The sequence below is a fragment of the Agrobacterium sp. 6Ca8 genome (genome assembly GCF_055382765.1).
On the sequence record NZ_AP026433.1, the window covers coordinates 1586853 to 1609467 of the forward strand.

The window sequence follows — 22615 nt, forward strand, 5'->3', positions numbered from 1 at the left end:
CCTTGCATACGCTTCGGTTCCCATGATGACCAAAGCGTTCTGTACCGGAAATGAACAGATCAAGGCCATTTCGTGAAAGCTCCGCGACGAAAAAGAGGGCGCTAATATTGCAGTTGCATTTTTTGACCAACCGGACGAATAATTGCCGCGCGCTGAAGGCCACGAATGTCAAACCGTTCTGTTGCGCCTGCGCTCACGACGTCCGCACTGAAAACAACAACAGACTGCGGATGAACGACCAAAAGAGAGGATCGAAATGCCTATTTCCACCCGTCTGCTCGCAGCCGTATCGATTGCCGCCATCTCCCTGTTTTCCGGCGCGGCCCTCGCGCAGGACAAGATCGTCATCGGCACGGAAGGCGCCTACCCGCCCTTCAACAATCTGGAAGCCGACGGTACGTTGACCGGCTTCGACATCGACATCGCCAAGGCGCTGTGCGTCGAAATGAAGGCTGAATGCACCTTCGTCACAAATGACTGGGACGGCATCATCCCCGCCCTGCAGGCAAAGAAGTTCGACGCCATCATCGCGTCCATGTCGATCACGCCGGAGCGTCTCCAGAAGGTCGATTTCTCCAAGAAATATTACAACACCCCGCCGGCAATCGCCGTACCGAAGGATTCGCCGATCAAGTCCGTCGACGACCTGAAGGGCAAGTCGCTCGGCGCTCAGGGTTCCACGACTCACTCCAACTATGCCGAAAAGCACTTCCCGGGTTCCGACCTGAAAATGTACCCGACCGCCGACGAATATAAGCTCGACATCGCCAACGGCCGCATCGACGCCGTCATCGACGATATCGTCGTCCTGTCGGAGTGGCTGAAGTCGGATGCAGGCAAGTGCTGCAAGATCCTGACGCCGCTTCCGGTGGATGTCGAGATCAACGGCAATGGTGCAGGCGTAGCCGTTCGCAAGGGCGATACGGCGCTCGCCGACAAGTTCACGGCTGCCATCGCCGGCATCCGCGCCAACGGCAAGTACCAGGAAATCAACAAGAAATACTTCGATTTCGACGTTTACGGCCAGTAAGCGGCGCGTCGCCTGTTGAAATCTGGTGGCGGAAGGCTTGCCCTTCCGCCATTTTTGTTTGAAAACGTAACCATAACAATCACGGCGGCTTAAGACCGCGGGGGAAAACTGGCATGAGCGGAGCATTTTCCGCCATAGGTGCGTTCTGGACCTATGTCTCGACACTTCTCGACCCTTTCTGTGGGCCGGTCGGTCTCTTCACGCTTTTCGGAAACGGCACCCTCGTCACCTGTGGCGATGCCGGCTGGGGCGACGAAATCGCCTTCGGCGTCAAGGTCACGATCTCGCTGGCGCTCGCCACCCTGCCCGTCGGGCTTGTGATCGGTTTCCTCATTGCGCTCGCCGCGCAATCGGAGGAAAAATCGCTGCGGCTGGCGGCCGGTGTCTATACCACCATCTTCCGCGGCCTGCCGGAACTCCTGACGCTGTTCATCGTCTATTACGGCATACAGATGCTGCTGCAATCGGCCGCCGGTTATGTCGGGATAACCGGCCCGGTAGAGATCAACGCCTTCGTGGCGGGCATGGTCGCGCTGTCAGTGGTGTTTTCGTCCTATTCCTCGGAAGTGTTGCTATCCGCCTTCAAGGCCATCCCAAAGGGCCAATATGAGGCGGGCCATGCACTCGGCCTCTCGCGCGGCCACACCATGGTGCTCGTCATCATTCCGCAGCTGGTCAGGATCGCCCTGCCCGGCATGACCAACCTTTGGGTCATTCTGCTCAAGGATACCTCTTACGTCTCGATCATCGGCCTTGCCGATATCGTGCGCCAGACCGGCATCGCTGCCCGCGTCAGCAAGGAAGCCTTCTTCTTCTACGGCATCGCCTGCCTGCTCTACCTCATCCTCGCTCTGCTCTCCTCCATCGGCATCGGCTTCATCGATCGCTGGTCGCGCAAGTCGGAGGCAAGCCGATGAGCCATGTTCAGGAACTCATCCCGCCGCGCCCCGCGCCGGTCGCCACAGACAAGCCCCTCAACATATCGCGCGTCGTCGGCATCGCCGTCATAACGCTCTGGCTGCTGCTGGCCGCCGGGCTGATCTTTGCGATGATCGAAGGCTGGGACTGGGCGAAATTCGAACGTTACGGGCCGCGTTATATCGATGGCCTCATCACCACCATTACGCTGGTTGGCAGTTCGATCATCCTCGGCGCAATTCTCTCGGTGCCGATCGCCTTCGCCCGCATGTCGGAAAATCGCGTCATCAGCGCGCTGGCCTATGCCTATGTCTACGTCTTTCGCAGCACCCCGCTGCTGGCGCAGCTTTTCCTGATCTATTACGGCCTCGGCAGTTTCCGTCAGGGGCTGGAAACCGTTGGCCTATGGTGGTTCTTCCGCGAGGCCTGGTATTGCGGCCTCTTGTCGCTCACCCTCAACACCGCCGCCTATCAGGCCGAAATTCTGAGGGGCGCGATCCGAAGCGTGCCACGCGGCCAGATTGAAGGTGCGGCCTCGCTCGGCCTGTCGAAATTCATCACCTTCCGCAAGGTCATTCTGCCGCAGGCCCTCATCGTGGCGCTGCGCCCCTACGGCAACGAGATCATCCTGATGATCAAGGGTTCGGCAGTGGTCTCCATCGTCACGGTCTTCGACCTGATGGGACAGACGCGCTACGCCTTCTCCCGCACATTCGATTATCAGGCCTATCTCTGGGCGGCGATCTTCTACCTGACGATCGTCGAGACGCTCCGGCATGTCTGGGCATGGCTCGAAGCCCGCCTGACGCGCCATCTCAAGCGCTAGGGACACCGTTGGCAGCACTCAACAGAGAAGACTGCCAACATTTTGAAAAATATAACTATTTTGTGACAACCCAGACCTTTGGCAAGGTTGGGTTAACCCTGTCGTGTTCCCATATCAGATACAGCGACAACGCTGTGATCGGCAATCATGAGAACGGGAACAGCCGACATGAACAAGGAAATGGAAATGATGCTGAGGGGCTACGGCCTCACCACCGCCCAGATTTTTTATCGCATGCCGGACCATCCGCTGGTTCTCCAGACCTATGTCTGGCAGGACTATGATCTCGCCCCGGATTTCCCCGAAATGCACGGTTTCCTCAAATTCTGGCAGGAAAAGCTAGACGGTCCGTTGCACTCGGTCCGCTATGTGCACCGGCAGGTGATCTCGGCGCAGGAATGGCGCGCATTGAAAGGAGAGTTCATTCTCCACTGAGGCCCATCGCCACATAAGCATTGCGCCCGTCCGTCTTGCGGCTTACAGCAGACTTCAACTGAAGATGCTGACGGATACTGCACGATGACGAAGAACCAGAAAATTGACGAAGATGCGCTTGCCGAAGCCTATAACCGCGCGCTCGCGCTTGAAAAGGCCGGCGATGTTGACGCGGCGGTGAAGGCCTATGAAGAGGTTCTGGCCATCGATCCGGACGATCACGGTGGCGCAGCCGTTCGCATCGCCGCCATGGGCCGCGGCGAACCGCCTTCCAAAGCGCCCGACGCCTATGTCGAAACCCTGTTCGACCAGCACGCCGAAGCCTTCGAGGATATTCTTGTCGAACAGCTCGGTTATGCAGTGCCGATGATGGTGCGCCAGCGCCTGCAAACGCTTGAACTCGGCCCCTTCAAGCGCCTGCTCGATCTCGGCTGCGGCACCGGCCTCACCGGCGAAGCGCTGCGCGACATGGCTGATGACATCACCGGCATCGACATTTCCGAAAACATGGTCGAGATCGCCCATGAGAAGGACCTCTACGAGACGCTCTATGTCGCCGAAGCCGAGGACTTTCTCGAAGACAATGACGACGAGCCCTTCGACATCATCACCGCAACCGATGTGCTGCCCTATCTCGGCGCGCTGGAACCGCTGTTTTTCGGCGCCGCTGAAAACCTCGTCCCTGGTGGCCTGCTGATCTTCTCGTCGGAAACGCTGCCCGAAGCAACCATGGCCGGACGCCCCTATATGGTAGGCCCGCACCAGCGTTTCGCCCACGCCGAAACCTATGTTCGGGAAAGACTGGCAGCGACCGGTTTCGACATAGTCGAAGTCACCGATATCAACGTGCGCATGCAGGACGGCAACCCCACACCCGGCCATCTGGTGATTGCCAGGCTCAAGGGCTGAGGTAGAGGCAAGCGCTCCTGACATGGAGCGCTTGCCTGAATCAATCTCTCAGCAACAACAGCCAGACGATTGAAGAGACTCAGCTTTCGCCCGGATCAACTCGCTTTCGGACGCCAGACGATATCGGTAACCTTGAGTTTCTTTGGCACGATTTTCAGATCGTAGAACTCGTCGGCCAGCGCCTGCTGATAGCTGATGGCCTCATCCGAAACCAGCGAGACACGCCCCAGATCCGCTCCCGGACGCGTCAGCGACACCTTGGTTACATCCTGCGGGACGCCGGTTATCGCCGCCAGCAATTTTGCAGTCTCATCGATGTTGGCCTGAGCCTTTGCGCCGACGCTTGCGAGTTCCTTGAGGAGCAGCGGCACGAGGTCGGGATTGCTTTCCACGAAGTCGCCATTGGCGAGGAAATAGCTCCAGGGATCGACAATACCTTCGGCAGTCGCGAGAACTCGTGTCGTCGGCTCCTTTTCCGCCACGGCAAAATAAGGATCCCAGATCGACCAGGCATCGATGCTGCCGCTGCGGAAAGCGGCCGCCGCATCCGGCGGGGCAAGGTCGATGGATGTTATGTCGTTCAGCGTCAGACCGGCCTTTCGCAATGCTTTGACAGTAACGTTATGGGCGCTGGAGCCGCGCTTGAAAGCCACCTTCTTGCCCTTGAGGTCGGCCAGCGTCTTCAGCGGCGAATCCTTCTGCACAAGGATTGCCGATCCGCCGGCGGCGCCCTTGTAAGTTCCCACATAGCGCAGATTGCCACCGGCAGCCTGCGCGAAAAGCGGCGGCACATCGCCCGTCGGTCCGATATCCAGCGCACCTGCGCCCAGCGCTTCAAGAAGCGGCGGCCCGGAGGAGAACTCCGACCATTTGACCTCAATGCCGCGATCCTTCAACAGCGCTTCAAGCGCGCCCTGGCTCTTTGCCAACGCGATCACGCCATTCTTCTGCCAGCCGATCCGTAATGTGGTGGTCGCGGCTCCAGCCCGTCGGATATGCGGCAGGAACGCCGCCCCCGTTGCACCCGCAATCAGTCCCAATGTTCCGCGTCGTGTGAGCATGTGGATATCCTTCACTGTTGCCATCATCAGATATACAAAGCGTAGATATTCGAGTGATTTTATCAAAATCCCACTTTGCGCGGCACCAGTGCAAAGAGAATTGAATGTGCTAATTTGCCGTCGCAGGCGGAATAAGATTGCCTGGCCGCCTCGGCACGCCAGGAGTGTGCATTCCCCGGACAACCGCCGGATGGCCGACTTGAGTGCTTGCGGAAAAGCAAACTGCGCAACGAAAAATGCCCTCCCCGGCAGCCGGAAAGGGCATTGTTCAAAAAGCCTGATCAGCCGGGATCATTCCTCGCCGGATTTGGGATTATCCAGCAGCATGTAATCGAGCGGCAGTTCCGTCGTATATTTGATCTGTTCCATCGCAAAGGCAGACGACACGTCACGAATTTCGATCTTGGCGATCATCCGCTTGTAGAAGGCGTCATAGGCCGCGATGTCAGGCACGACAACGCGCAGCAGATAATCGACATCGCCGCTCATGCGGTAAAACTCGACGACTTCGGGGAACTCGGACACCACCTCGGAAAACCGCTTCAGCCATTCGATGGAATGGGAGGCAGTGCGGATGGAGACGAAAACGGTGACCTTGGTGTTGACCTTGACCGGATCCAGCAGCGCCACGCGCCGGCGGATGACACCGTCCTCTTCCATCTTCTGGATACGCCGCCAACAGGGCGTCGTGGAAAGGCCGACCTTTTTCGCCAGATCAGCGACAGCCAGCGTGGAATCTTCTTGCAGAATGCGCAAAATCTTACGGTCTAGGCGATCCAATGCGTCTACCCTCCTGAATTAATTTCCTTTCAATACACTAATTTTTAGAGAAAAACAGAAAATTGTTTCACTAAAGTCGCATTTCCACATGTTCTCGCAGAACAGGAAGCAGCTCCTCGGTAAACCATGGATTCTTCTTCAGCCAGCCGGTGTTGCGCCAGCTCGGATGCGGCAGCGGCAAAATGGCTGGTCCCGAATTTGAATGAAAATAGCTGCGCCAGTCGTGTACGGTCTCGGTCATGGTTTTCCGCCGTCTTTCCCCGAGATGAAAGGCCTGGGCATATTGACCGATGGCAAGGACCAGCTCCACCTGCGGCATCGCCGCCAGCACCTTCTCCCGCCACTGCGGCGCACATTCGCGTCGAGGCGGCAGGTCACTGCCCTTGTCGTCATAGCCGGGGAAACAGAACCCCATGGGCACGATGGCGAAGCGGTCCGGATCGTAGAATGTCTCACGATCCACATTCAGCCACTGGCGCAGCCTGTCGCCGGAGGCATCGTTGAAAGGCACACCCGTTTCATGCACGCGAAGCCCGGGCGCCTGCCCTGCAATCATGATACGCGCCTTGGTCGACATCACCACGACCGGTCGGGGTTCGTGCGGCAGACGTCCGCAGGTTGGGGTGTCGCGACAGATGCGACAGAGGGCAATCGCGCCCCGCAGCCCGTCCAACCCGTCGTCATTCATCGGCAGGGCTCGATCCGCCTCAGCCATGATTCCATCCCAGAAGATGACGGATGATGGTGAGGAAACCCGCGGCGGGCGTTTGCAAATCCGCTGCGCGATGTTCGCGCCGCCACTCCGCCGGTTTTTCGAATTCTCCGGCCCATATGCCGCGAGCTTCTTTGCGCGCCAGCGCCTGTTCGCCGGAGAACTGGAAATAACCTGAAGCGATGGCAAAACCCGACGCCACCATTTCCGAGGACACATCCCGGTCTCCCGCCGAGCAATAGACCAGCAGCCGTCCGTAACGGTCCCTGGAACTGCCGGAACAGGAAAAGGTCGTGCCTTCGATCATCTGTTGCAGAACGCGTCGCGCCTCCGCGCCGCATGGCCAGGTTTCACTGCCGCGTCGGCACGTCTGCGAAAGCTCCGGCGCATCGATGCCGAGCAGCCGGAACCGGTCCTCGCCCTTTGAAAGCGTATCGCCATCGATCACGAAGAAACGGCCGGTATGGGTCTCGCTATTGATCTGATCGAGCTTGGCGGCAATCAGAATGCCGAGAAAAACGGTGGCAAGGAAAAGCCCGCCGTCGCGAAACGTCGAGAAAAAGCCGCGCCTGCCTCCATTTCGTCTCATGTCACAACAAACCCTTGTCAGAAATGGCAAACAAATCCTTTCACGGCAGCATCTTCTTAAGATTTTGTGCGTAGCCTGCAAAGGGTTCATGTCACCTGCGTTGTAACAATGAGTAAAAGCGTCAGCACGTCCACCGATAAGATCATCGTCGACCGTTCACGAAAGCACCGTAACAAGGCTGTTTTCGACACGGTGAAGACGACGCGTGAACGCTTGCAGCAAGGCGCTGGCGGCAGCGAAGCCTATGAACGTGAAATGCTGACGATGCACATCGCAGAAGCCCTTCAGGGCGCGATGATCATGCCGCTTTTCATCGTGCTCGCCTCTATCATCGGTTTGTATATCACGGGTGACATAGGGCTGATCATCTGGTCGCTCATTGCGCTGAGTTTCCATGCCATGTCTCTGGTGCTGGCCAAAAGAGCCGCCAAACAGGGGATCACGGCCGAAAATCTGCCGAAGTGGCGCAATCTCTTCCTTGCCATGCAGATCCTCATCGGTTGCGCCTGGGCAATGTTCGCCTTGGCCGAACCGGTGCGCAACAACCCGACACTCGTTCTTTTCTTCAAGGGCGCGACGCTGCTGATCGCGCTTTCGCTTACCGCCATGGCCAATTTCATGCTGCGGCGGGCCACCTTCATGACCTTCCTGCCGGTGCTGGCGGCGCTGTGCGTCACCTCCGTCGTCTCCCGCGATCCCTTCGATGTTGGCCTCGCCCTGATGTTCGGCATGGCGATTCTTTTCTGTCATCGCATCACCAGCAGGCTTTACCAGACCAGCATCAAGCTGCTGTCGTCGCAGACTGAAAAAGATGATCTGATCGCCGAACTCGAAGTCGCCAACTCGATGTCGGATGAGGCGCGGCGGCGTGCGGAAGAGGCCAATCTGGCGAAATCGCGCTTTCTCGCCTCCATGTCGCACGAGCTGCGAACCCCGCTCAACGCTATTCTCGGCTTCTCCGAAGTCATGTCAGCAGAGGTGCTCGGTCCGCTCAACAATCCGCTCTATAAGGAATATTCCGGCGACATCCACCGTTCCGGCCAGCATCTGCTCGACCTCATCAACGAAATCCTCGACCTGTCGCGTATCGAGGCCGGTCGCTACGACCTCAATGAAGAAGCGGTCTCGATGCTTGAAATCGCCGAAGATTGCATCGGCATGATCCAGCTTCGCGCCCGCGCCAAGACCATCAGGATTTCGCAGCAGTTTGAAAGCAGCCTGCCGCAGGTCTGGGCGGATGAAAAATCGATCCGCCAGGTCATCCTCAACCTGCTCTCCAACGCCGTCAAATTCACCCCGCAGGGCGGTGAAATCCTCGTGAAGGCAGGCTGGACGGCGGGTGGCGGGCAATATGTGTCGATCAAGGACAACGGCCCCGGCATTCCAGAGGAAGAAATCCCCGTGGTGTTGTCTGCCTTCGGTCAGGGATCGATCGCGATCAAGAGCGCCGAACAGGGAACCGGGCTCGGCCTGCCCATCGTTCAGGCCATCCTTGCCAAGCATGACGGCCAGTTCATCCTGAAATCGAAATTGCGTGAAGGCACCGAAGGCATCGCCATCCTGCCGGCAAAACGCGTGCTGCAAAGCCTGCCAGCCGTGGAGGAAACCCACGCCATCCAGCCACGCCGTCGGTCCTTCGCCTAAGCGTCAAATCTGCCGTTCAGAAGAACAGCGTCGTCACCAGCGAATAAAGCACGAAAAATCCGTTTGCCGTCAAAAGGCAGAAGACGGCGAAGGAACCGAGATCCTTGGCGTGTCGCCCGACGGAAGAGATTTCCGGCGAGATGCGATCCACCAACTCCTCAATCGCGGTATTGAGCGCCTCGACCGCGAACAAAAGCAGCATCAGCACCGTAAAGACGAGAAGATGCGCAAACGGCGCGCCGGCGACCAGAAGCAGAGCAAGGCCGACGCCGAAGGCGAGAACCTCGTGCCGGAACGCCGCTTCCTGCCACAGCCGTCCAAGCCCTTGCAAGGAATAGCGGGCAGCAGCAAAAAGATGCCGCCATCCCTTTTCCTTACGGAAGGCAGGTTCCGGTTGCTTCTTCTGCGGCGTTGCGTCCATCTTCGGCCTCAATGCTCAGTGTGGGAATGGGTACCAGTATCGACACCGGCAGCTTCGAAAGTCGTCATGCCGGAATGGCAGGCGGCGGCAGCCTTGACGATGCCGGCGGCCAAAGCGGCACCCGTGCCCTCGCCAAGCCGCATGCCCAGCGCCAGAAGCGGCGTCTTGCCAAGTTTCTCGACGGCAGCCAGATGGCCCGGTTCACCGGAGACATGGCCGATCAGGCAATGGTCAAGCGCCGAAGGATTGGCAGCCTTCAGAAGTGCTGCAGCGGCAGTCGCCACATAACCGTCGATCAGCACGGGAATGCGCTGCACGCGGGCGGCAAGGATCGCGCCGGCAATCGCCGCAATCTCACGGCCACCAAGTCGGCGCATGATTTCGAGCGGATCGGACAGATGGTCCTTGTGGAACTCGACGGCAGCCTTCACTGCCGCGATCTTGCGGGCCATGACCTCGCCTTCGGAGCCGGTACCGGGACCGGTCCATTCTTCCGCCGTACCGCCATAAAGCGCCAGATTGATCGCCGCTGCGATGGTGGTGTTGCCAATGCCCATTTCGCCAACGCAGAGAAGGTCAGTACCGCCGGCAATCGCCTCCATGCCGAAGGCCATGGTGGCGGCGCAATCACGCTCGGAAAGGGCAGGCTCGCAGGTGATGTCGCCGGTCGGGTAGTCCAGCGCCAGATCGAAAATCTTCAGACCGAGATCGTTGGTGACGCAAATCTGGTTGATCGCCGCACCGCCTGCCGCAAAATTCTCCACCATCTGCTGCGTCACGGACGTCGGATAGGGCGTGATGCCGTGCCGGGTGACGCCATGATTACCGGCGAAAATCGCCACCAGCGGACGGGTGACGGCGGGCGAGCGGCCCGACCATGCGGCAAGCCACATGGCGATTTCTTCCAGCCGACCGAGCGAACCGGCCGGTTTCGTCAGTTGCGCATTGCGCTCCTTGGCCGCGACCAGCGCATGCGTATCCGGGCCGGGAAGCTCGCGCAGCAGCGCGCGGAAATCGTCGAAGGGCAATCCGCTCATGCTCATGGTATCTGTCTTTCTCGTCGTCGGGTTGGCGGAAACTTGTGTTTTCCGGCAAATCGGTCTTTGTTGCGCCTCTCATAATCGCGGACGCGCCGCGGAACAACCGGAAATGCAAGCACAGCAGCGGAGAGAGCATGAAGGCCGGGGATTTTATAACAGATGTCATGCATTCCGTTGCCTTTCTCAGCCGCCTGCCGGTCCCATCGCGCTTCTTCGGTGAAGGTGACGGTCCATCGATGCGCCGGACAGCACGCGCTTTTCCCGCCGCAGGCCTCCTGATCGCCCTGCCCGCTGCTGTGCTCGTGGTGGCATTAGCGAAGTTCGACGCCTCACCGCAGCTCACCGGCTGGCTTGCCATCGCCGTCACCGCGCTCATAACCGGTGCGTTGCACGAAGACGGCTTGGCGGATATGGCCGATGGCTTCGGCAGCGGCAAGGAAAAGCCGAAAACGCTTGAGATCATGAAGGACAGTCGCATCGGCAGCTATGGCACGATCGCCATGATCCTGTCCTTTGCACTGCGCGCCACGGCACTCGCATCGCTTATAGAAACCCTGCCTGCCAAGACCGCCGCCGCCTGCCTGATTGCCGCGCTGGTGGTGAGCCGCGCCCTGATGGTATGGCACTGGCAGTCACTGCCCGCCGCCAAAACCTCCGGCATCGCCGCCGGCGCGGGCCAACCCGGGGAAAGCGAGCGCAACATCGCGCTCGCAACAGGGTTGCTGCTGCTCGTGCTTTTCACGCTGCATGCCCTGCCCTTTGTGTCGATCGTAGTCGTTCTGGCGGCTGTCTGCCTCGCGACGGTGCTGTTCGGCAGGCTCTGTGTCAGCAAGATCGGCGGCCACACCGGCGACACGATCGGCGCCAGCCAGCAGATCACGGAGATCGTTACTCTCGTCGCTCTTGCCCTTGCGACGTGACAGACTGATATAGATCCCCATGGAAACACCCTGCATTCATATCTGCTCCCTCGACGCCACAAACAGCCTCTGTATCGGTTGCGGACGCACGCTGGACGAGATCGGCGGCTGGGCAACCTATAGCGACGAAAAGCGCCGCATGATCATGCAGGCGCTTCCCGAAAGACTGGCAAAAACAGGCAAGGACACCTCCAGGGAGACGCACACCGCATGAACAGGCTGACTTTCGTTCTCCTCTTGCTGGCCGTGGGTCTCGGCCTGCTTCTCGTCAATCACGACAGCGGCCGCACCTTCGGCATCGACAACGAGAAATTCGGGCAGATCGTCTATCTCCTGCCGATTGCGGGATTGCTATCCGTCGGCATTCTGGCGGGAAGCCGCGGCAGCTTCGCAAGCGTTGTCCGGCAACTCGCCATCTGGCTCGTGATTATCCTCGGCCTCGTATCCGTCTATCTCTATCGCTACGACCTGCAATCCTTCGCCGACCGGCTGCTGGGTGGCCTGATGCCCGGCCGCGCGGTGGTGGTGACGACCGCTGGCGGCGAACAGGAGATCATACTGCACAAATCGATGAGCGGCCATTTCGAGGCGAATGTCAGTATTGAAGGCAAAACCATCCACATGCTGGTCGATACCGGCGCGAGCTCCGTGGTGCTGGCCAATGCCGATGCCGCCGCCATTGGCATCGACACCACGAAACTGCGCTACACCGTGCCGGTGATGACCGCGAACGGCCGCACGGCGGCAGCGCCCGTCACCCTGTCCGAGATCGGCATCGGCCCGATCGCACGGAGCAACATCCCCGCCCTCGTCGCGCAGGATGGCCAACTGGGCCAGAGCCTGCTCGGCATGAGCTTCCTGTCGACGCTTGGTTCGATGCAGATGCAGACCGATGAGTTGAGATTGCGAGACAGGTAAAACCTGCCGTGCAGACAGTTCCTGCTCGCGATCAAAAAATAACGTCTCGCTATCCGAATACGAAAACGCCCGGTGCAAACCGGGCGTATCACATTCACGGCAAACCTCTTTCCGGTCAGTTGCGCAGCCGGTAACCGGTCTTGAACATCCAGCCGACGACACCGAGGCAGAGTGCGAGAAACAGCGTGATCATCGCCAGGCTGATGACGGGATTAACGTCGGCGATCTCGTAGAAGCTCCAGCGGAAACCGCTGATGAGGTAGAGCACCGGGTTGAAATGACTGACCGTCTGCCAGAAGGGCGGCAGCATGTCGATGGAGTAGAAGCTGCCGCCAAGGAATGTCAGAGGCGGCACCACCAGCATCGGGATGAGGTTCAGCTGCTCGAAATTCGTGGCCCAGATGCCGATGATGAAGCCGAACAGGCTGAAGCTCACCGCCGTCAGCACAAAGAACAGGATCATCATGAACGGATGGGCGATGGTGATATCCACGAAGAAGGAGGCCGTTATCAGGATGATCGTGCCGATCATCAGCCCCTTGGTCGCCGCCGCCCCGACATAACCGGCAACAATTTCCGTCATCGCCACTGGCGCAGACAATATCTCGTAGACCGTGCCGGTGAATTTCGGAAAATAGATGCCGAAAGAGCCGTTGCTGATGCATTGCGTCAAAAGCGTCAGCATGATCAGGCCGGGCGTTATGAACGCGCCATAGGAAACCCCGCCAACCTCCTGAATCCTTGAACCGATCGCCGTTCCGAAAACGATGAAATAGAGAGAGGTGGAAATGACCGGCGACACGACACTCTGCAACAGGGTGCGGCGGGTGCGCGCCATTTCGAACAGGTAGATGGACTTGACGGCTTCAAAATTCATTTCTGGTCTCCTACCAGCGAGACGAAAATATCCTCAAGAGAGCTTTGACGTGTCGAAATATCCTTGAAATGGATGTTGGCACCGGAAAGCGCAGTCAGCAGATCGGCAATGCGCCCCTGCTCGCCGTTGTCCTCGATCTCGTAGGTGATGGTGTTGCGGTCATCCGAGAGCGAAAGGCCGAAAGATGAGAGACTGTCCGGCAACGCCTCCACCGGCTGCGAAAGTTCAAGGAAAAGCTGCTTGCGGCCGAGCTTCTTCATCAGCGCGGTCTTTTCTTCCACCAGCAACAATTGGCCGCCATTGATAACGCCCACCCGATCAGCGATCTCTTCCGCCTCCTCGATGTAATGCGTGGTCAAAATGATTGTGACGCCCTTGGAGCGCAGCTCGGAAACGACATTCCACATGTCGCGGCGCAAGGTAACATCCACACCCGCCGTCGGCTCGTCGAGGAAGAGGACCTTCGGTTCGTGCGCAAGCGCCTTGGCGATCAGCACGCGTCGCTTCATGCCGCCGGAAAGCTCCCGCAGCATATTGTCCTTCTTGTCCCAGAGCGACAGCGATTTCAGGACGCGCTCGATCAGTTCCGGGTTCTTCTTCTGCCCATGCAGACCGCGCGAGAAGCTGACGGTGTTCCACACGGTCTCGAACTGGTCTGTCGTCAATTCCTGTGGCACAAGGCCGATCAGGGCACGCGTCTGGCGAAAATCCTTCACCACATCATATCCGCCAACGAGAACCGAGCCTTCACCCGGATTGACAAGCCCGCAGATGATAGAGATCAGCGTCGTCTTGCCGGCTCCGTTAGGCCCGAGAAGAGCAAGGATTTCCCCCTCTCTGATATCGAGGCTGACACCTTTGAGCGCCTGAAAGCCATTTGCGTAGGACTTGGTCAGATTCCGTATCGAAACAATGGCATTCATCGCGAATCTTTCGAAAAAAACGAGTAAGATGCACGCCATATAGGCCGTACAACCCGCAATTGCCAGCCCAACGGCCTGAACACTGCATTCGGCGGAGAGGGAAAATCAGCTGTAGACGCTGTAGAAAAACTGGGCCGCGACGAAGACCAGAAACACCCCGAAGGCCCGCTCCAGCTGCTTCTTGCTGAGTGCATGCGCCAGCCGCGCGCCATAGGGCGCGACGACAAGCGTGATGGGGATCAGCAGCGCGACGGCGATCCAGTTGATGAAGCCGGTGGAAAAAGGCGGCAGACCTGCATCACCCCAGCCGGCCCAGATATAGCCGAGGAGACCCGGCAGCGAAATAAGCACTCCGACACCGGAGGATGTGGCAACCGCCTGATGGATGGTGCGTCCGTAAAGCGTCATGAAAGTATTGTTCATCACCCCGCCGCCCACACCCATCAGGCCAGACAGAAGGCCGATGCAGGTGCCGACCAGAAAGCGGACCGGGTTTTTCGGCAGGTCTGAACCGAGATGCCAGCTCGCCCGGTTGAAGATCATCCGGAAAGCGAGCGCAAGCGCAATGAAAGCGAAGATCAGCCGCAGGGCGACGCTCGAGGCATGCGCAGCCACCACAGATGCGAGGATGGTGCCGAGCGGCACGGCGACGATCCAGCCCTTCAGGAGATCGATATCAACGGCACCTTTCTGGCGATGCGTCAGGAAGGAACGAATGGAGGTCGGCACGATGATGGCAAGCGAAGTGCCAAGCGACAGATGCATGCGCACCGCCTCCGGCACATCCAGAAGCCCGAACACATGGTAGAACACCGGCACCAGCACAGCACCGCCGCCAATGCCGAACAGCCCCGCCAGAAGTCCAGCGACCACGCCCGCGGCCGCAAGCGCCGAAGCAAAGATCAGTATCTCTGAAACAGGGGGCATGAAAGCAGGCTCCCGGGGGCCGTTGTCACAAACATGTGACGCTCATAGCGTATCAGAAAAGGGCGGCAAGCCATGTTGGCCGCAGGTCAGTACGGCGCGATGTTTTTTGCCGGATATCCGCACCGGATGGACCGTTTTATGGGATTTCTTCCCATTGCATGCCCTTGCAAAGACGCCGATATCCCCCGATTTAGGCAGTCTTCTTCAACCGCCTTAGGGCCGGTCTTTTTTTGGGCGGCTAGCACCAAACCCAACAGGCCCAAATTGTAATGTGGCCACATCCCCCACTCCGCCATTCCGGGTAGCGCCGGGACGGACGGGAAGTTACGGGTCGACGTGACGCACCACAACTAATGCCTCACGCCTATCGTCATGCACCACCGTGTCGTCTCGTCGCCCCTAGTCGCAATGCCTGTAACCGGACTTGCGGGTGCGCAGGTCGAAGTGGAAATGGTTCCAGTGGTTGGGATCGCTGCCCGGCCCGAGAACCGTGGAGAAATATTTGCAGCTATCGGACCTCACTGCCTTCAGCAGCGCCTTTTCCCGGAAGGCGAAGAAGTTCTTGCTGCGAACGTCGATCTCCTTGCCGTTGTTCAGCGTTATGGTGCCGATATCGATGGCGTTGCCACGCGCATGTTCGGACCACGGATTGCTGGAGCGCGAATTCATCTTGCGGCAGGAATAACCGCCCATGGGCGTGATGCGTCCGACGCCTGAGAGGTAACGGAAGCGGGAGGACGGCACGAGTTCGAACTTTACCCATTTGGCGAACGCAAGCGTGACCTGGCAATTGAGCTTCACTGCCGGGCGGATGGCAACGCCGCTGGCAAGCCCGCTGAGTTCGATCGGATAGTCGATACCGCAGGTCGGTCCATCTGCAATGCGCGCAACATCGCGGAAGGCGACGCCGAGACGGCGCAGCTCGGAGCGACAGGCCACTTCCGAGGATGGCATGACGCCGGGCGGCATAGCCGAGCGGTTGCTTTGCAGTCCGTCGCGGGACATCGGATCATTAGGCATCAGCATGGCGACCTCCTCCACCGGCTGGCGGCGGGAAGAAGACCCCGGCGGCGGTGGCGGTATCAACCGCGACTGACCCGCACTTTGTTGCCGGCGAGCCGGAGAAACGGCAACCGGATTGTCGGTGCCGATGCCGTCCACCACCGGCTGGGCGGAAGCACCTTCGGCAATATCGGCGTCCTGCTCTTCCGCAAGTCCGCGAACCGGCTCCACGCCCAGCATGGAATCCATGTTCACCCCGCCCTCGCCTTCGGCGATCTGATTTGCGGCGCCCTGCTGGTTGGGCATGGCTGGGGAGGCCATGCTTTGGCCGTTCGCGGCCATCCGCGCCTGATGCTGGCCATCCAGCGTGGAATAGCCCTGGCCGCCCTGTGGCGATTGCAGCAGGGGATCCTGCGAGGCATAAGGCTCCGGCATCGGCTGCGACACGGCTGCGGGATAATTGGTGGCCTGCCCGGTCCGCTCGGCCTGATAGACCGCACCCGGCGGCGCGCTGTAGCCTTGCTGCCGCGACGACCGGATGGCGCCGACACGCGTCGTGCCGTCAACCTCAGCCGGCGGCACAAGGCCCTCCGCCGAACACGACACCATGACCGTGGAAATCATCAACAACGTCACAAGACGACGCGGAAGGGAAACATACGCCATACGAGAACCTGTACCTTCAGCGGCCGCTACCCGCGGCAATACAGGTAAATTTTAAAGAAACGGGGTAAACGAATCCTTATTGGTTGGGAGAAATAACGAACCGGGCTGTTCCGTGAAGCGGGAAATGCGGAAGCCTCGACCGAAATCATACCAAAGGTGTGAGCAAAGCTCTGCAAACCAACGCCTCTCACGATGCAGACACACCACAGGTCCGGCACGACGGAGGAAATGTTGTCTCACTTCCTCGAAACAGAAAGGGCGCAGCCAAAGCCGCGCCCTGTAAACTATCTCAAGCGGATAAAAATCAAGCCGCCCGCGAAACCTCGCGCCCTGCCCCACGCCCGAGTTCGAAACGGGACAGCAGCGCGCGGAGCTGCCGGCTTTCTTCGGCCAGCGTCTGGCTGGCCGCCGTCGTCTCTTCCACCATGGCGGCGTTCTGCTGGGTCATCTGGTCCATGTGGTTGACGGAGGTGTTGATCTCCTGCAGGCCGGTGGCCTGTTCGCGTGCCGCCGTGGCGATGGAATTGACGTGGCCGTCGACCCGGTTGACCAGCGTCACGATCTCATCCAGCGCGTCACCCGTGGAGCGAACGAGTGCGACACCGCCGCCGACCTCTTCCGCGGAACGATTGATAAGGGTCTTGATCTCCTTGGCGGCATTGGCAGAGCGTTGCGCGAGTTCGCGAACCTCCTGCGCCACCACGGCAAAACCGCGTCCCGCTTCGCCTGCCCTTGCGGCCTCGACTCCGGCATTCAGCGCCAGAAGGTTGGTCTGGAACGCGATTTCGTCGATGACGGAAATGATCTGCCCGATGCGCCGCGAAGATTCCTCAATACGGCCCATCGCATCGACGGCATTGCGCACGATCTCGCCCGAGCGGCCTGCGCTCGTTTTTGTATCCTGCACCATTTGTCGGGCCTCGTTCGCCCGTTCGGAAGCGGTGCGTACCGTCGCGGTGATTTCGTCAAGAGCCGCCGCCGTCTCCTCCAGCGCCGCTGCCTGCTGCTCTGTCCGGCGCGAAAGATTGCCGGTCGCACCGCTGATGTCAGATGCGCTATCGTTGACGACATGGCCGGTTCTGGCGATCGCCTCGATCGCCCCATGCAGCGCGCCGACGGCGCGGTTGAAATCCATGCGCAGCTTTTCATATTCGCCGCCGATATCGGCAAGCTCGACGGTCAGATCGCCATTGGCGAGTGCTTCCAGCGAACTGCCGAGCTCGTTCATGGCATGAGCCTGACGCTCGGATGCGGAGCGCAACGCCATCTCGTTGCCATGCCGCGCCTCCTCCAGCGCCCGCTGCTGCCCCGCCTCGCGGGCCTGCAAGGCGCTGCGCTCGTTGACGCTGTCACGCAGCACCAGCAACGTCTTGGCAATGGCGCCGATTTCGTTGCGACGGTCGGCGAATTCAATTTCAGCCTCGCCGTCACCATCAGCGATCCGCTTCATACTCTGCCGGATGCGATCGATAGGCCGTGTCACGCTGCGCACGACGGCTGCAGCCACGCCGATCACCAGAAGGCCGGACAGAACACACACTGCGATGTTGAAATAGGCGTTGCTCCAGAAAACCGCCTCAAGATCGTCGACATAAACGCCAGTGCCGACAATCCATCCCCAAGGCGCGAAACCGGCGACATGGGAAAACTTCTCGACTGGGTCCGGCGCGCCGGGCTTGGGCCAATAATAATCGACAAAGCCCTGGCCGCCCGCCTTCACCGTATTGACGAATTCGACGAACAGCGCCTTGCCGTTCGGATCCTTGTTGGCAGTGAGATCGCTGCCGTTCATCTCGGGCTTGATCGGATGCATCACCATCTTGGGATGCATGTCGTTGATCCAAAAATAGCCGCTGCCGTTGCCATAGCGCATCGCCGCAATCGTGGTCTTGGCTTGCTGCTGCGCAGCCTCACGCGTCAGGGTGCCACCCTGCTCCAGCCGGTAATATTGCTCAAGAATGGCGACAGCCGTTTCGTTCATGGATGCGAGCCCCGCTTTACGCTCGCGTTCCATCTCATGAAAGGTCTCGAACAGGCTGAATGTAAGTGCCGCAGTCAATATTGCCAGAAACAATGCAACGAGCGCATAAAGGCGCATAGATATCGTGACGTTTTTCATATTCCCCCCAACGCCGCTGACGGCACTTCGACCAGCGTATGTTAGAGTTAAAAAATTTATTATAACTGAATACGCTTATTATACGTTAGTATTATTCCAGACCTCCTCCTCCCAACCCGCCAATACTCTCCACGGCCCTTCAAAGCCGGCGCAGCGACCCGAAATTCTACAGGGTGCTGCCGTTTTAAAGAGCTCGTTAACCCTGACGTCCTATCCTCTTTTGCCAAAATACAGGTACAGGGAGACGCGCAATGTCACGGCCGAATTTCCGCTTTACACACTATGACCTGAAGGAATTGCGGGCTGGGACGACTATTGAGGTGTCCCTTTCGGCCGTCAACAATGTACGGCTTATGACAGGCGCAAACTTCCAGCGTTTCACCGAATTGCTCGATTTCAAATATCTCGGCGGCGTCGCGAAAAAATCGCCGATCCGCATCAGCATTCCCGAGACCTTGCACTGGCATCTGGTGATCGATGCCGAAGGGCACAGTGGTCTGGCGGAATCCTCGGTCAAGATGCTGCCTGCCCCGTCGCAGGTCATGCAGCACCGGAAGGCATCCTGATTTCCCTTTGGAAACAGTTGGATGGCGCGTTTTTACGACTCACTTTGGCAAGCGCCTGATTCTTTTTGTGAAGAAAGCTTTTTAACGCGAACCGCGCTCGCGGCGCAGCTTCACCCACCAGTCGAGACGCTTGCGGATGTCCCGCTCGAACCCCCTGTCGGGCGGATCGTAAAACGTCTTGCGCCCCATTTTTTCCGGAAAATAGTCCTGTCCCGAAAAGGCATCCGGCTCGTCATGGTCGTAACGGTAACCGTCACCATAACCCTCGCCCTTCATCAGCTTTGTGGGCGCGTTCAGAATATGTTTTGGCGGCACCAGCGAGCCGTTTTCCTTGGCCGCCCGCATCGCCGATTTGAAGGCTGTATAAACGGCATTCGATTTCGGCGCGGTGGCGAGATAGACGCAGGCCTGCGCCAGCGCCAGTTCGCCTTCCGGTGACCCCAGATAATCATAGGCGTCCTTGGCGGCATTGCAGACGGCAAGCGCCTGCGGATCGGCAAGGCCGATATCCTCCACCGCCATGCGCACCAGCCGCCTCCCGATAAAGAGCGGGTCTTCGCCGGCATCGAACATGCGGCAGAGATAATAAAGCGCCGCATCCGGGTCCGAACCGCGCACCGATTTATGCAGCGCGGAAATCAGATTGTAGTGGCCGTCCTGTCCCTTGTCGTAAACCGGCGCGCGCCGCTGCACGATGCGCGTCAGCCCTTCGGTATCGAAAGTCTCGTCCTTGCGCGCCGCACGCCAGACCTCTTCGGCAAGCGTCAGCACGGCGCGGCCATCGCCATCGGCCATCCGGATCAGGCTGACACGCGCCTCCTCGGTCAGCGGCAGAGGCTTGCCCTCCGCCTCTTCGGCGCGCTTCAAAAGCTCGCCCAGGCTCTCTTCGTCATGCGAACCGAACGTGAGGACACGCGCCCGCGACAAAAGAGCGGCATTCAGTTCAAAGGACGGGTTTTCGGTGGTTGCACCCACAAGAATGATGGTGCCGTCTTCCATGACCGGCAGGAAGCTGTCCTGCTGGGCACGGTTGAAACGATGGATCTCGTCAACAAAAAGCAGCGTCTGCCGGCCGTTCATCCGGCGTGTGCGTGCTGCCTCGAAAACCTTCTTGAGATCGGCAACACCGGAAAAAATCGCCGAAATCTGCTCGAAAGCCAGCCCGGCCTCGCCCGAAAGCAGACGGGCGACCGTCGTCTTGCCGGTACCGGGCGGTCCCCAGAAGATCATCGATCCGAGTGAGCCGCTATCGATCATACGGCGCAGCACGCCCTCTTCCCCCGTCAGATGCGGCTGCCCGGTCACCTCCGCCAGCGTCTTCGGACGCAGGCGGTCGGCAAGAGGCCGCCGGTTGGCGACCTCGACAGGCACCTGTGGGGCAAAGAGGTCATCGCTCATCGCAGGAACTGCCGGATACGTTGACCGTCACGCAGGATTTCCACCCGCCAGAAGCCGGGATTGTCGTCCAGCGCCTTTTCGACCGCAGCCGTGGAGCCGATATCCGAGCCATTCAGCGACAGGATGACATCCTTCGGCTGGAACCCGACCCGATAGGCCGGCGAACCGCGCTTCACATCGGTGACGACGACGCCGGTCACCTGCGAAGGCATGCGCAGTTCATCTGCAAGCTTCGGCGAGAGATTGGCGACAGTCGCGCCCGCCAAGGGATTGCGTCCCTCCAGCAGCCGTTCGTCACGCGGCGCGGTTTCCGGCGCCGTGTCGAGCGCAATGGTCACCTTCTTCTCTTTGCCCTTCTCCACCAGCGTCAATTCGGCGGACTTGCCGATGCCAGCCGTCGTGAGGCGATAACCGAGTGCATCGGGATGCTCCACCTCCAAACCGTTGACCGCCGTTACGACCTGCCCCGGCTCGATGCCAGCTTTCTCCGCCGGGCCGCCCTTGACGACGCTGACGACGAGCGCACCGCGCGCGCGGTGCAGGCCAAGCGCCTCGGCGACATCGGAGGTGACGGGATCGAAGGTTGCGCCGATATAGGGCCGCTGGAAGTTCGCGTCGCCACGCTCGGCGGCGGCAACGAAAACGCGGACCAGATTGGCGGGAATGGCAAAACCGATGCCGTTCGACCCGCCGCCCTTGGAGAAGATGGCAGTATTGATGCCGATCAACTCACCCGCCATGTTCATCAGCGCACCGCCGGAATTGCCGGGGTTGATGGAGGCGTCGGTCTGGATGAAGAAGCCAAAATCGCCCTGCGTCACCTGGTTGCGCGCCAGCCCCGAGACGATGCCGCTTGTTACCGTCTGGCCGACACCGAAGGGGTTGCCGATGGCAAGCACGAGATCGCCGACTTCAATGGCATCCGAATTGCCAAGCGAAAGCACCGGAAACTGTTCCTTCGCGTCGATCTGCAGAATGGCAAGATCGACCCGGTCGTCCTTCAGCAGCACCTTGGAGGAGAATTCACGCCCATCCGCCAGCGCCACCTTGATGTCGTCGGCGCCATCGATGACGTGATTGTTGGTCACCACGAGGCCGCCGGCCGTCACGATCACACCCGATCCGAGCGAGGACTGTTTCTCCGTGCGGTTCGGCATCTGCTGGCCGAAGAACTGCTCGAAGAACGGGTCGCCGGCAAAGGGCGACGAGCGCCGCTGCACGATGCGTTCGGCATAGACATTCACCACAGCGCCTGCGGTACGCTTGACCAGCGGCGCGAAGGAAAGCTGCATTTCCGTGTGGCTTGCGGGCACGGTCTTGTTGTCCTGCGCCTGCGCTCCGACCGGAACGAGAAGCAGCGCCGCAAGAAAGCCGGTGGACAGATACTTCAGCACGCTCTGCATGTGATTCCTCATCCTCATCAGTATGATGGAGTTATAACGCGAAAGCCTATAAAGCAAAGCGCGGCAAGATGATGGCCGATCTTTTTCATGCGATGACCGGCTTGTGCAGGTGGAACCAACAGCACCCCATTTCGGTTTCACTCACACAAGCCTGTCCTCAAAATGAGACGACCCATGCACATGAAACAGACAATCCTTGCCTCCGGCATCCTCCTCGCCTGCGCTTCATTGGGTTCGCCCGCCAACGCCGCTAGCTTCGATTGCACGAAGCCTGATCTGGCCGCGGATGAAAAGGCGATCTGCGACAACCGAGCCCTCAACGATCAGGACGTGAAGATGGTCACCACCTTCGACATCCTGACACAACTGATGGCGATGGGCGCACGCGACACCTTGCGCGAAGAACAGAGCCAATGGTTGAAAAAGCGCCAGGAATGCAATGCGGATGTCGCCTGCATTACAAGTGCCTATGAGGAGCGCATGAAGCGGCTCGGGGAAGCTTTCCAGAGCATAAACAGACCGCTCTGATTT

Annotated in this window: 24 protein-coding genes; 11 read left to right on the forward strand and 13 right to left on the reverse strand. The window is 59.4% G+C overall.

Features of this window, described 5'->3' with window-relative positions; all coding sequences use genetic code 11:
- Positions 1 to 256 precede the first annotated feature (256 nt).
- The 5 genes from ACZ5A6_RS07950 to ACZ5A6_RS07970 all read left to right on the forward strand — a co-directional run bounded on the left by ACZ5A6_RS07950 (position 257) and on the right by ACZ5A6_RS07970 (position 4118).
- Positions 257 to 1030 (forward strand): ABC transporter substrate-binding protein, encoded by a 774-nt coding sequence (locus ACZ5A6_RS07950; RefSeq protein ID WP_003516066.1) that lies wholly within the window; start codon positions 257 to 259, stop codon positions 1028 to 1030.
- A 113-nt stretch (positions 1031 to 1143) separates the two neighbouring features.
- Complete coding sequence (locus tag ACZ5A6_RS07955; protein ID WP_003516067.1) at positions 1144 to 1947, forward strand: ABC transporter permease; 804 nt, start codon at positions 1144 to 1146, stop codon at positions 1945 to 1947.
- On the forward strand, positions 1944 to 2774 hold the full coding sequence (locus tag ACZ5A6_RS07960; protein ID WP_025593926.1) for an ABC transporter permease: 831 nt from the start codon (positions 1944 to 1946) through the stop codon (positions 2772 to 2774). The genes ACZ5A6_RS07955 and ACZ5A6_RS07960 overlap by 4 nt, the downstream gene beginning before the upstream one ends.
- 168 nt (positions 2775 to 2942) lie before the next feature.
- Complete coding sequence (locus ACZ5A6_RS07965; protein ID WP_003516070.1) at positions 2943 to 3209, forward strand: usg protein; 267 nt, start codon at positions 2943 to 2945, stop codon at positions 3207 to 3209.
- Positions 3210 to 3293: 84 nt separating this feature from the next.
- Positions 3294 to 4118 (forward strand): methyltransferase domain-containing protein, encoded by an 825-nt coding sequence (locus ACZ5A6_RS07970; RefSeq protein ID WP_464110905.1) that lies wholly within the window; start codon positions 3294 to 3296, stop codon positions 4116 to 4118.
- A 95-nt stretch (positions 4119 to 4213) separates the two neighbouring features.
- Here ACZ5A6_RS07970 and ACZ5A6_RS07975 read toward each other — a convergent pair whose 3' ends face one another.
- From ACZ5A6_RS07975 to ACZ5A6_RS07990, 4 genes are all read right to left on the reverse strand, one after another.
- Entirely contained in the window at positions 4214 to 5179 is a 966-nt protein-coding gene (locus ACZ5A6_RS07975) for an aliphatic sulfonate ABC transporter substrate-binding protein (protein ID WP_003516074.1), read from the reverse strand.
- Positions 5180 to 5470: 291 nt separating this feature from the next.
- On the reverse strand, positions 5471 to 5959 hold the full coding sequence (locus tag ACZ5A6_RS07980; protein ID WP_003507846.1) for an Lrp/AsnC family transcriptional regulator: 489 nt from the start codon (positions 5957 to 5959) through the stop codon (positions 5471 to 5473).
- A gap of 70 nt (positions 5960 to 6029) precedes the next feature.
- The gene (locus ACZ5A6_RS07985) at positions 6030 to 6674 is read right to left on the reverse strand and encodes a uracil-DNA glycosylase family protein (RefSeq protein ID WP_174061112.1); all 645 of its coding nucleotides are present in this window, start codon (positions 6672 to 6674) and stop codon (positions 6030 to 6032) included.
- On the reverse strand, positions 6667 to 7260 hold the full coding sequence (locus ACZ5A6_RS07990; protein WP_003516079.1) for a thermonuclease family protein: 594 nt from the start codon (positions 7258 to 7260) through the stop codon (positions 6667 to 6669). The genes ACZ5A6_RS07985 and ACZ5A6_RS07990 overlap by 8 nt, the downstream gene beginning before the upstream one ends.
- Positions 7261 to 7368: 108 nt before the next feature.
- Here ACZ5A6_RS07990 and pdhS2 point away from each other — a divergent pair, with 108 nt between their 5' ends.
- A complete protein-coding gene (pdhS2, locus tag ACZ5A6_RS07995) occupies positions 7369 to 8904 on the forward strand; it encodes a two-component system sensor histidine kinase PdhS2 (protein ID WP_025593930.1) in 1536 nt (511 codons plus the stop codon).
- 16 nt (positions 8905 to 8920) lie between these two features.
- Here pdhS2 and ACZ5A6_RS08000 read toward each other — a convergent pair whose 3' ends face one another.
- Positions 8921 to 9325, reverse strand: a complete 405-nt coding sequence (locus ACZ5A6_RS08000) for a diacylglycerol kinase (protein WP_013636420.1) — start codon at positions 9323 to 9325, stop codon at positions 8921 to 8923.
- An 8-nt stretch (positions 9326 to 9333) separates the two neighbouring features.
- Complete coding sequence (gene cobT, locus ACZ5A6_RS08005) at positions 9334 to 10368, reverse strand: nicotinate-nucleotide--dimethylbenzimidazole phosphoribosyltransferase (protein ID WP_173992797.1); 1035 nt, start codon at positions 10366 to 10368, stop codon at positions 9334 to 9336.
- A gap of 131 nt (positions 10369 to 10499) precedes the next feature.
- Between cobT and ACZ5A6_RS08010 the strand changes: the two genes are divergently transcribed.
- The 3 genes from ACZ5A6_RS08010 to ACZ5A6_RS08020 are packed head-to-tail and all read left to right on the forward strand — an operon-like array spanning position 10500 to position 12203.
- Positions 10500 to 11285, forward strand: a complete 786-nt coding sequence (locus ACZ5A6_RS08010) for an adenosylcobinamide-GDP ribazoletransferase (protein ID WP_081308850.1) — start codon at positions 10500 to 10502, stop codon at positions 11283 to 11285.
- 19 nt (positions 11286 to 11304) lie between these two features.
- Positions 11305 to 11499, forward strand: a complete 195-nt coding sequence (locus ACZ5A6_RS08015) for a DUF1289 domain-containing protein (RefSeq protein ID WP_038491422.1) — start codon at positions 11305 to 11307, stop codon at positions 11497 to 11499.
- Entirely contained in the window at positions 11496 to 12203 is a 708-nt protein-coding gene (locus tag ACZ5A6_RS08020; RefSeq protein ID WP_003516092.1) for a TIGR02281 family clan AA aspartic protease, read from the forward strand. The genes ACZ5A6_RS08015 and ACZ5A6_RS08020 overlap by 4 nt, the downstream gene beginning before the upstream one ends.
- 115 nt (positions 12204 to 12318) lie before the next feature.
- Here ACZ5A6_RS08020 and ACZ5A6_RS08025 read toward each other — a convergent pair whose 3' ends face one another.
- The 5 genes from ACZ5A6_RS08025 to ACZ5A6_RS08045 all read right to left on the reverse strand — a co-directional run bounded on the left by ACZ5A6_RS08025 (position 12319) and on the right by ACZ5A6_RS08045 (position 18717).
- Positions 12319 to 13080 carry an ABC transporter permease gene (locus tag ACZ5A6_RS08025; protein WP_003516094.1) on the reverse strand — a complete coding sequence of 254 codons (762 nt, stop codon included), beginning with the start codon at positions 13078 to 13080 and terminating at the stop codon, positions 12319 to 12321.
- On the reverse strand, positions 13077 to 14003 hold the full coding sequence (locus ACZ5A6_RS08030; protein WP_065659355.1) for an ABC transporter ATP-binding protein: 927 nt from the start codon (positions 14001 to 14003) through the stop codon (positions 13077 to 13079). The genes ACZ5A6_RS08025 and ACZ5A6_RS08030 overlap by 4 nt, the downstream gene beginning before the upstream one ends.
- Before the next feature lie 105 nt (positions 14004 to 14108).
- Positions 14109 to 14930 carry a sulfite exporter TauE/SafE family protein gene (locus tag ACZ5A6_RS08035; protein WP_065660785.1) on the reverse strand — a complete coding sequence of 274 codons (822 nt, stop codon included), beginning with the start codon at positions 14928 to 14930 and terminating at the stop codon, positions 14109 to 14111.
- A gap of 399 nt (positions 14931 to 15329) precedes the next feature.
- Positions 15330 to 16598, reverse strand: a complete 1269-nt coding sequence (locus ACZ5A6_RS08040) for an extensin-like domain-containing protein (RefSeq protein WP_065659246.1) — start codon at positions 16596 to 16598, stop codon at positions 15330 to 15332.
- A gap of 304 nt (positions 16599 to 16902) precedes the next feature.
- Positions 16903 to 18717, reverse strand: a complete 1815-nt coding sequence (locus ACZ5A6_RS08045; protein ID WP_065659245.1) for a methyl-accepting chemotaxis protein — start codon at positions 18715 to 18717, stop codon at positions 16903 to 16905.
- A gap of 251 nt (positions 18718 to 18968) precedes the next feature.
- On the opposite strand from ACZ5A6_RS08045, the gene ACZ5A6_RS08050 reads away from it, so the two are divergent.
- A complete protein-coding gene (locus ACZ5A6_RS08050; RefSeq protein WP_003516101.1) occupies positions 18969 to 19283 on the forward strand; it encodes a DUF1883 domain-containing protein in 315 nt (104 codons plus the stop codon).
- A gap of 81 nt (positions 19284 to 19364) precedes the next feature.
- Here ACZ5A6_RS08050 and ACZ5A6_RS08055 read toward each other — a convergent pair whose 3' ends face one another.
- On the reverse strand, positions 19365 to 20681 hold the full coding sequence (locus tag ACZ5A6_RS08055) for a replication-associated recombination protein A (RefSeq protein WP_464110906.1): 1317 nt from the start codon (positions 20679 to 20681) through the stop codon (positions 19365 to 19367).
- Complete coding sequence (locus ACZ5A6_RS08060) at positions 20678 to 22084, reverse strand: DegQ family serine endoprotease (RefSeq protein WP_003516104.1); 1407 nt, start codon at positions 22082 to 22084, stop codon at positions 20678 to 20680. Before ACZ5A6_RS08060 ends, ACZ5A6_RS08055 begins: the two co-directional genes overlap by 4 nt.
- 174 nt (positions 22085 to 22258) lie before the next feature.
- On the opposite strand from ACZ5A6_RS08060, the gene ACZ5A6_RS08065 reads away from it, so the two are divergent.
- Positions 22259 to 22612 carry a lysozyme inhibitor LprI family protein gene (locus ACZ5A6_RS08065; RefSeq protein WP_019567060.1) on the forward strand — a complete coding sequence of 118 codons (354 nt, stop codon included), beginning with the start codon at positions 22259 to 22261 and terminating at the stop codon, positions 22610 to 22612.
- Positions 22613 to 22615 lie beyond the last annotated feature (3 nt).

Bases quoted from the DNA above. Each gene is read 5' to 3' on its own strand.
- ACZ5A6_RS07950 (WP_003516066.1), top strand. From the start codon at position 257: ATGCCTATTTCCACCCGTCTGCTCGCAGCCGTATCGATTGCCGCCATC.
- ACZ5A6_RS08065 (WP_019567060.1), top strand. From the start codon at position 22,259: ATGCACATGAAACAGACAATCCTTGCCTCCGGCATCCTCCTCGCCTGC.
- ACZ5A6_RS08030 (WP_065659355.1), bottom strand. From the start codon at position 14,003: ATGAATGCCATTGTTTCGATACGGAATCTGACCAAGTCCTACGCAAAT.
- ACZ5A6_RS07970 (WP_464110905.1), top strand. From the start codon at position 3,294: ATGACGAAGAACCAGAAAATTGACGAAGATGCGCTTGCCGAAGCCTAT.
- ACZ5A6_RS07985 (WP_174061112.1), bottom strand. From the start codon at position 6,674: ATGGCTGAGGCGGATCGAGCCCTGCCGATGAATGACGACGGGTTGGAC.
- ACZ5A6_RS08025 (WP_003516094.1), bottom strand. From the start codon at position 13,080: ATGAATTTTGAAGCCGTCAAGTCCATCTACCTGTTCGAAATGGCGCGC.
- ACZ5A6_RS07990 (WP_003516079.1), bottom strand. From the start codon at position 7,260: ATGAGACGAAATGGAGGCAGGCGCGGCTTTTTCTCGACGTTTCGCGAC.
- ACZ5A6_RS07955 (WP_003516067.1), top strand. From the start codon at position 1,144: ATGAGCGGAGCATTTTCCGCCATAGGTGCGTTCTGGACCTATGTCTCG.
- pdhS2 (WP_025593930.1), top strand. From the start codon at position 7,369: ATGAGTAAAAGCGTCAGCACGTCCACCGATAAGATCATCGTCGACCGT.
- ACZ5A6_RS07975 (WP_003516074.1), bottom strand. From the start codon at position 5,179: ATGCTCACACGACGCGGAACATTGGGACTGATTGCGGGTGCAACGGGG.
- ACZ5A6_RS08050 (WP_003516101.1), top strand. From the start codon at position 18,969: ATGTCACGGCCGAATTTCCGCTTTACACACTATGACCTGAAGGAATTG.
- ACZ5A6_RS08055 (WP_464110906.1), bottom strand. From the start codon at position 20,681: ATGAGCGATGACCTCTTTGCCCCACAGGTGCCTGTCGAGGTCGCCAAC.
- ACZ5A6_RS08010 (WP_081308850.1), top strand. From the start codon at position 10,500: ATGAAGGCCGGGGATTTTATAACAGATGTCATGCATTCCGTTGCCTTT.
- ACZ5A6_RS08045 (WP_065659245.1), bottom strand. From the start codon at position 18,717: ATGAAAAACGTCACGATATCTATGCGCCTTTATGCGCTCGTTGCATTG.
- ACZ5A6_RS08035 (WP_065660785.1), bottom strand. From the start codon at position 14,930: ATGCCCCCTGTTTCAGAGATACTGATCTTTGCTTCGGCGCTTGCGGCC.
- ACZ5A6_RS08015 (WP_038491422.1), top strand. From the start codon at position 11,305: ATGGAAACACCCTGCATTCATATCTGCTCCCTCGACGCCACAAACAGC.
- ACZ5A6_RS08040 (WP_065659246.1), bottom strand. From the start codon at position 16,598: ATGGCGTATGTTTCCCTTCCGCGTCGTCTTGTGACGTTGTTGATGATT.
- ACZ5A6_RS07965 (WP_003516070.1), top strand. From the start codon at position 2,943: ATGAACAAGGAAATGGAAATGATGCTGAGGGGCTACGGCCTCACCACC.
- ACZ5A6_RS08000 (WP_013636420.1), bottom strand. From the start codon at position 9,325: ATGGACGCAACGCCGCAGAAGAAGCAACCGGAACCTGCCTTCCGTAAG.
- ACZ5A6_RS08060 (WP_003516104.1), bottom strand. From the start codon at position 22,084: ATGCAGAGCGTGCTGAAGTATCTGTCCACCGGCTTTCTTGCGGCGCTG.
- ACZ5A6_RS08020 (WP_003516092.1), top strand. From the start codon at position 11,496: ATGAACAGGCTGACTTTCGTTCTCCTCTTGCTGGCCGTGGGTCTCGGC.
- ACZ5A6_RS07960 (WP_025593926.1), top strand. From the start codon at position 1,944: ATGAGCCATGTTCAGGAACTCATCCCGCCGCGCCCCGCGCCGGTCGCC.
- cobT (WP_173992797.1), bottom strand. From the start codon at position 10,368: ATGAGCATGAGCGGATTGCCCTTCGACGATTTCCGCGCGCTGCTGCGC.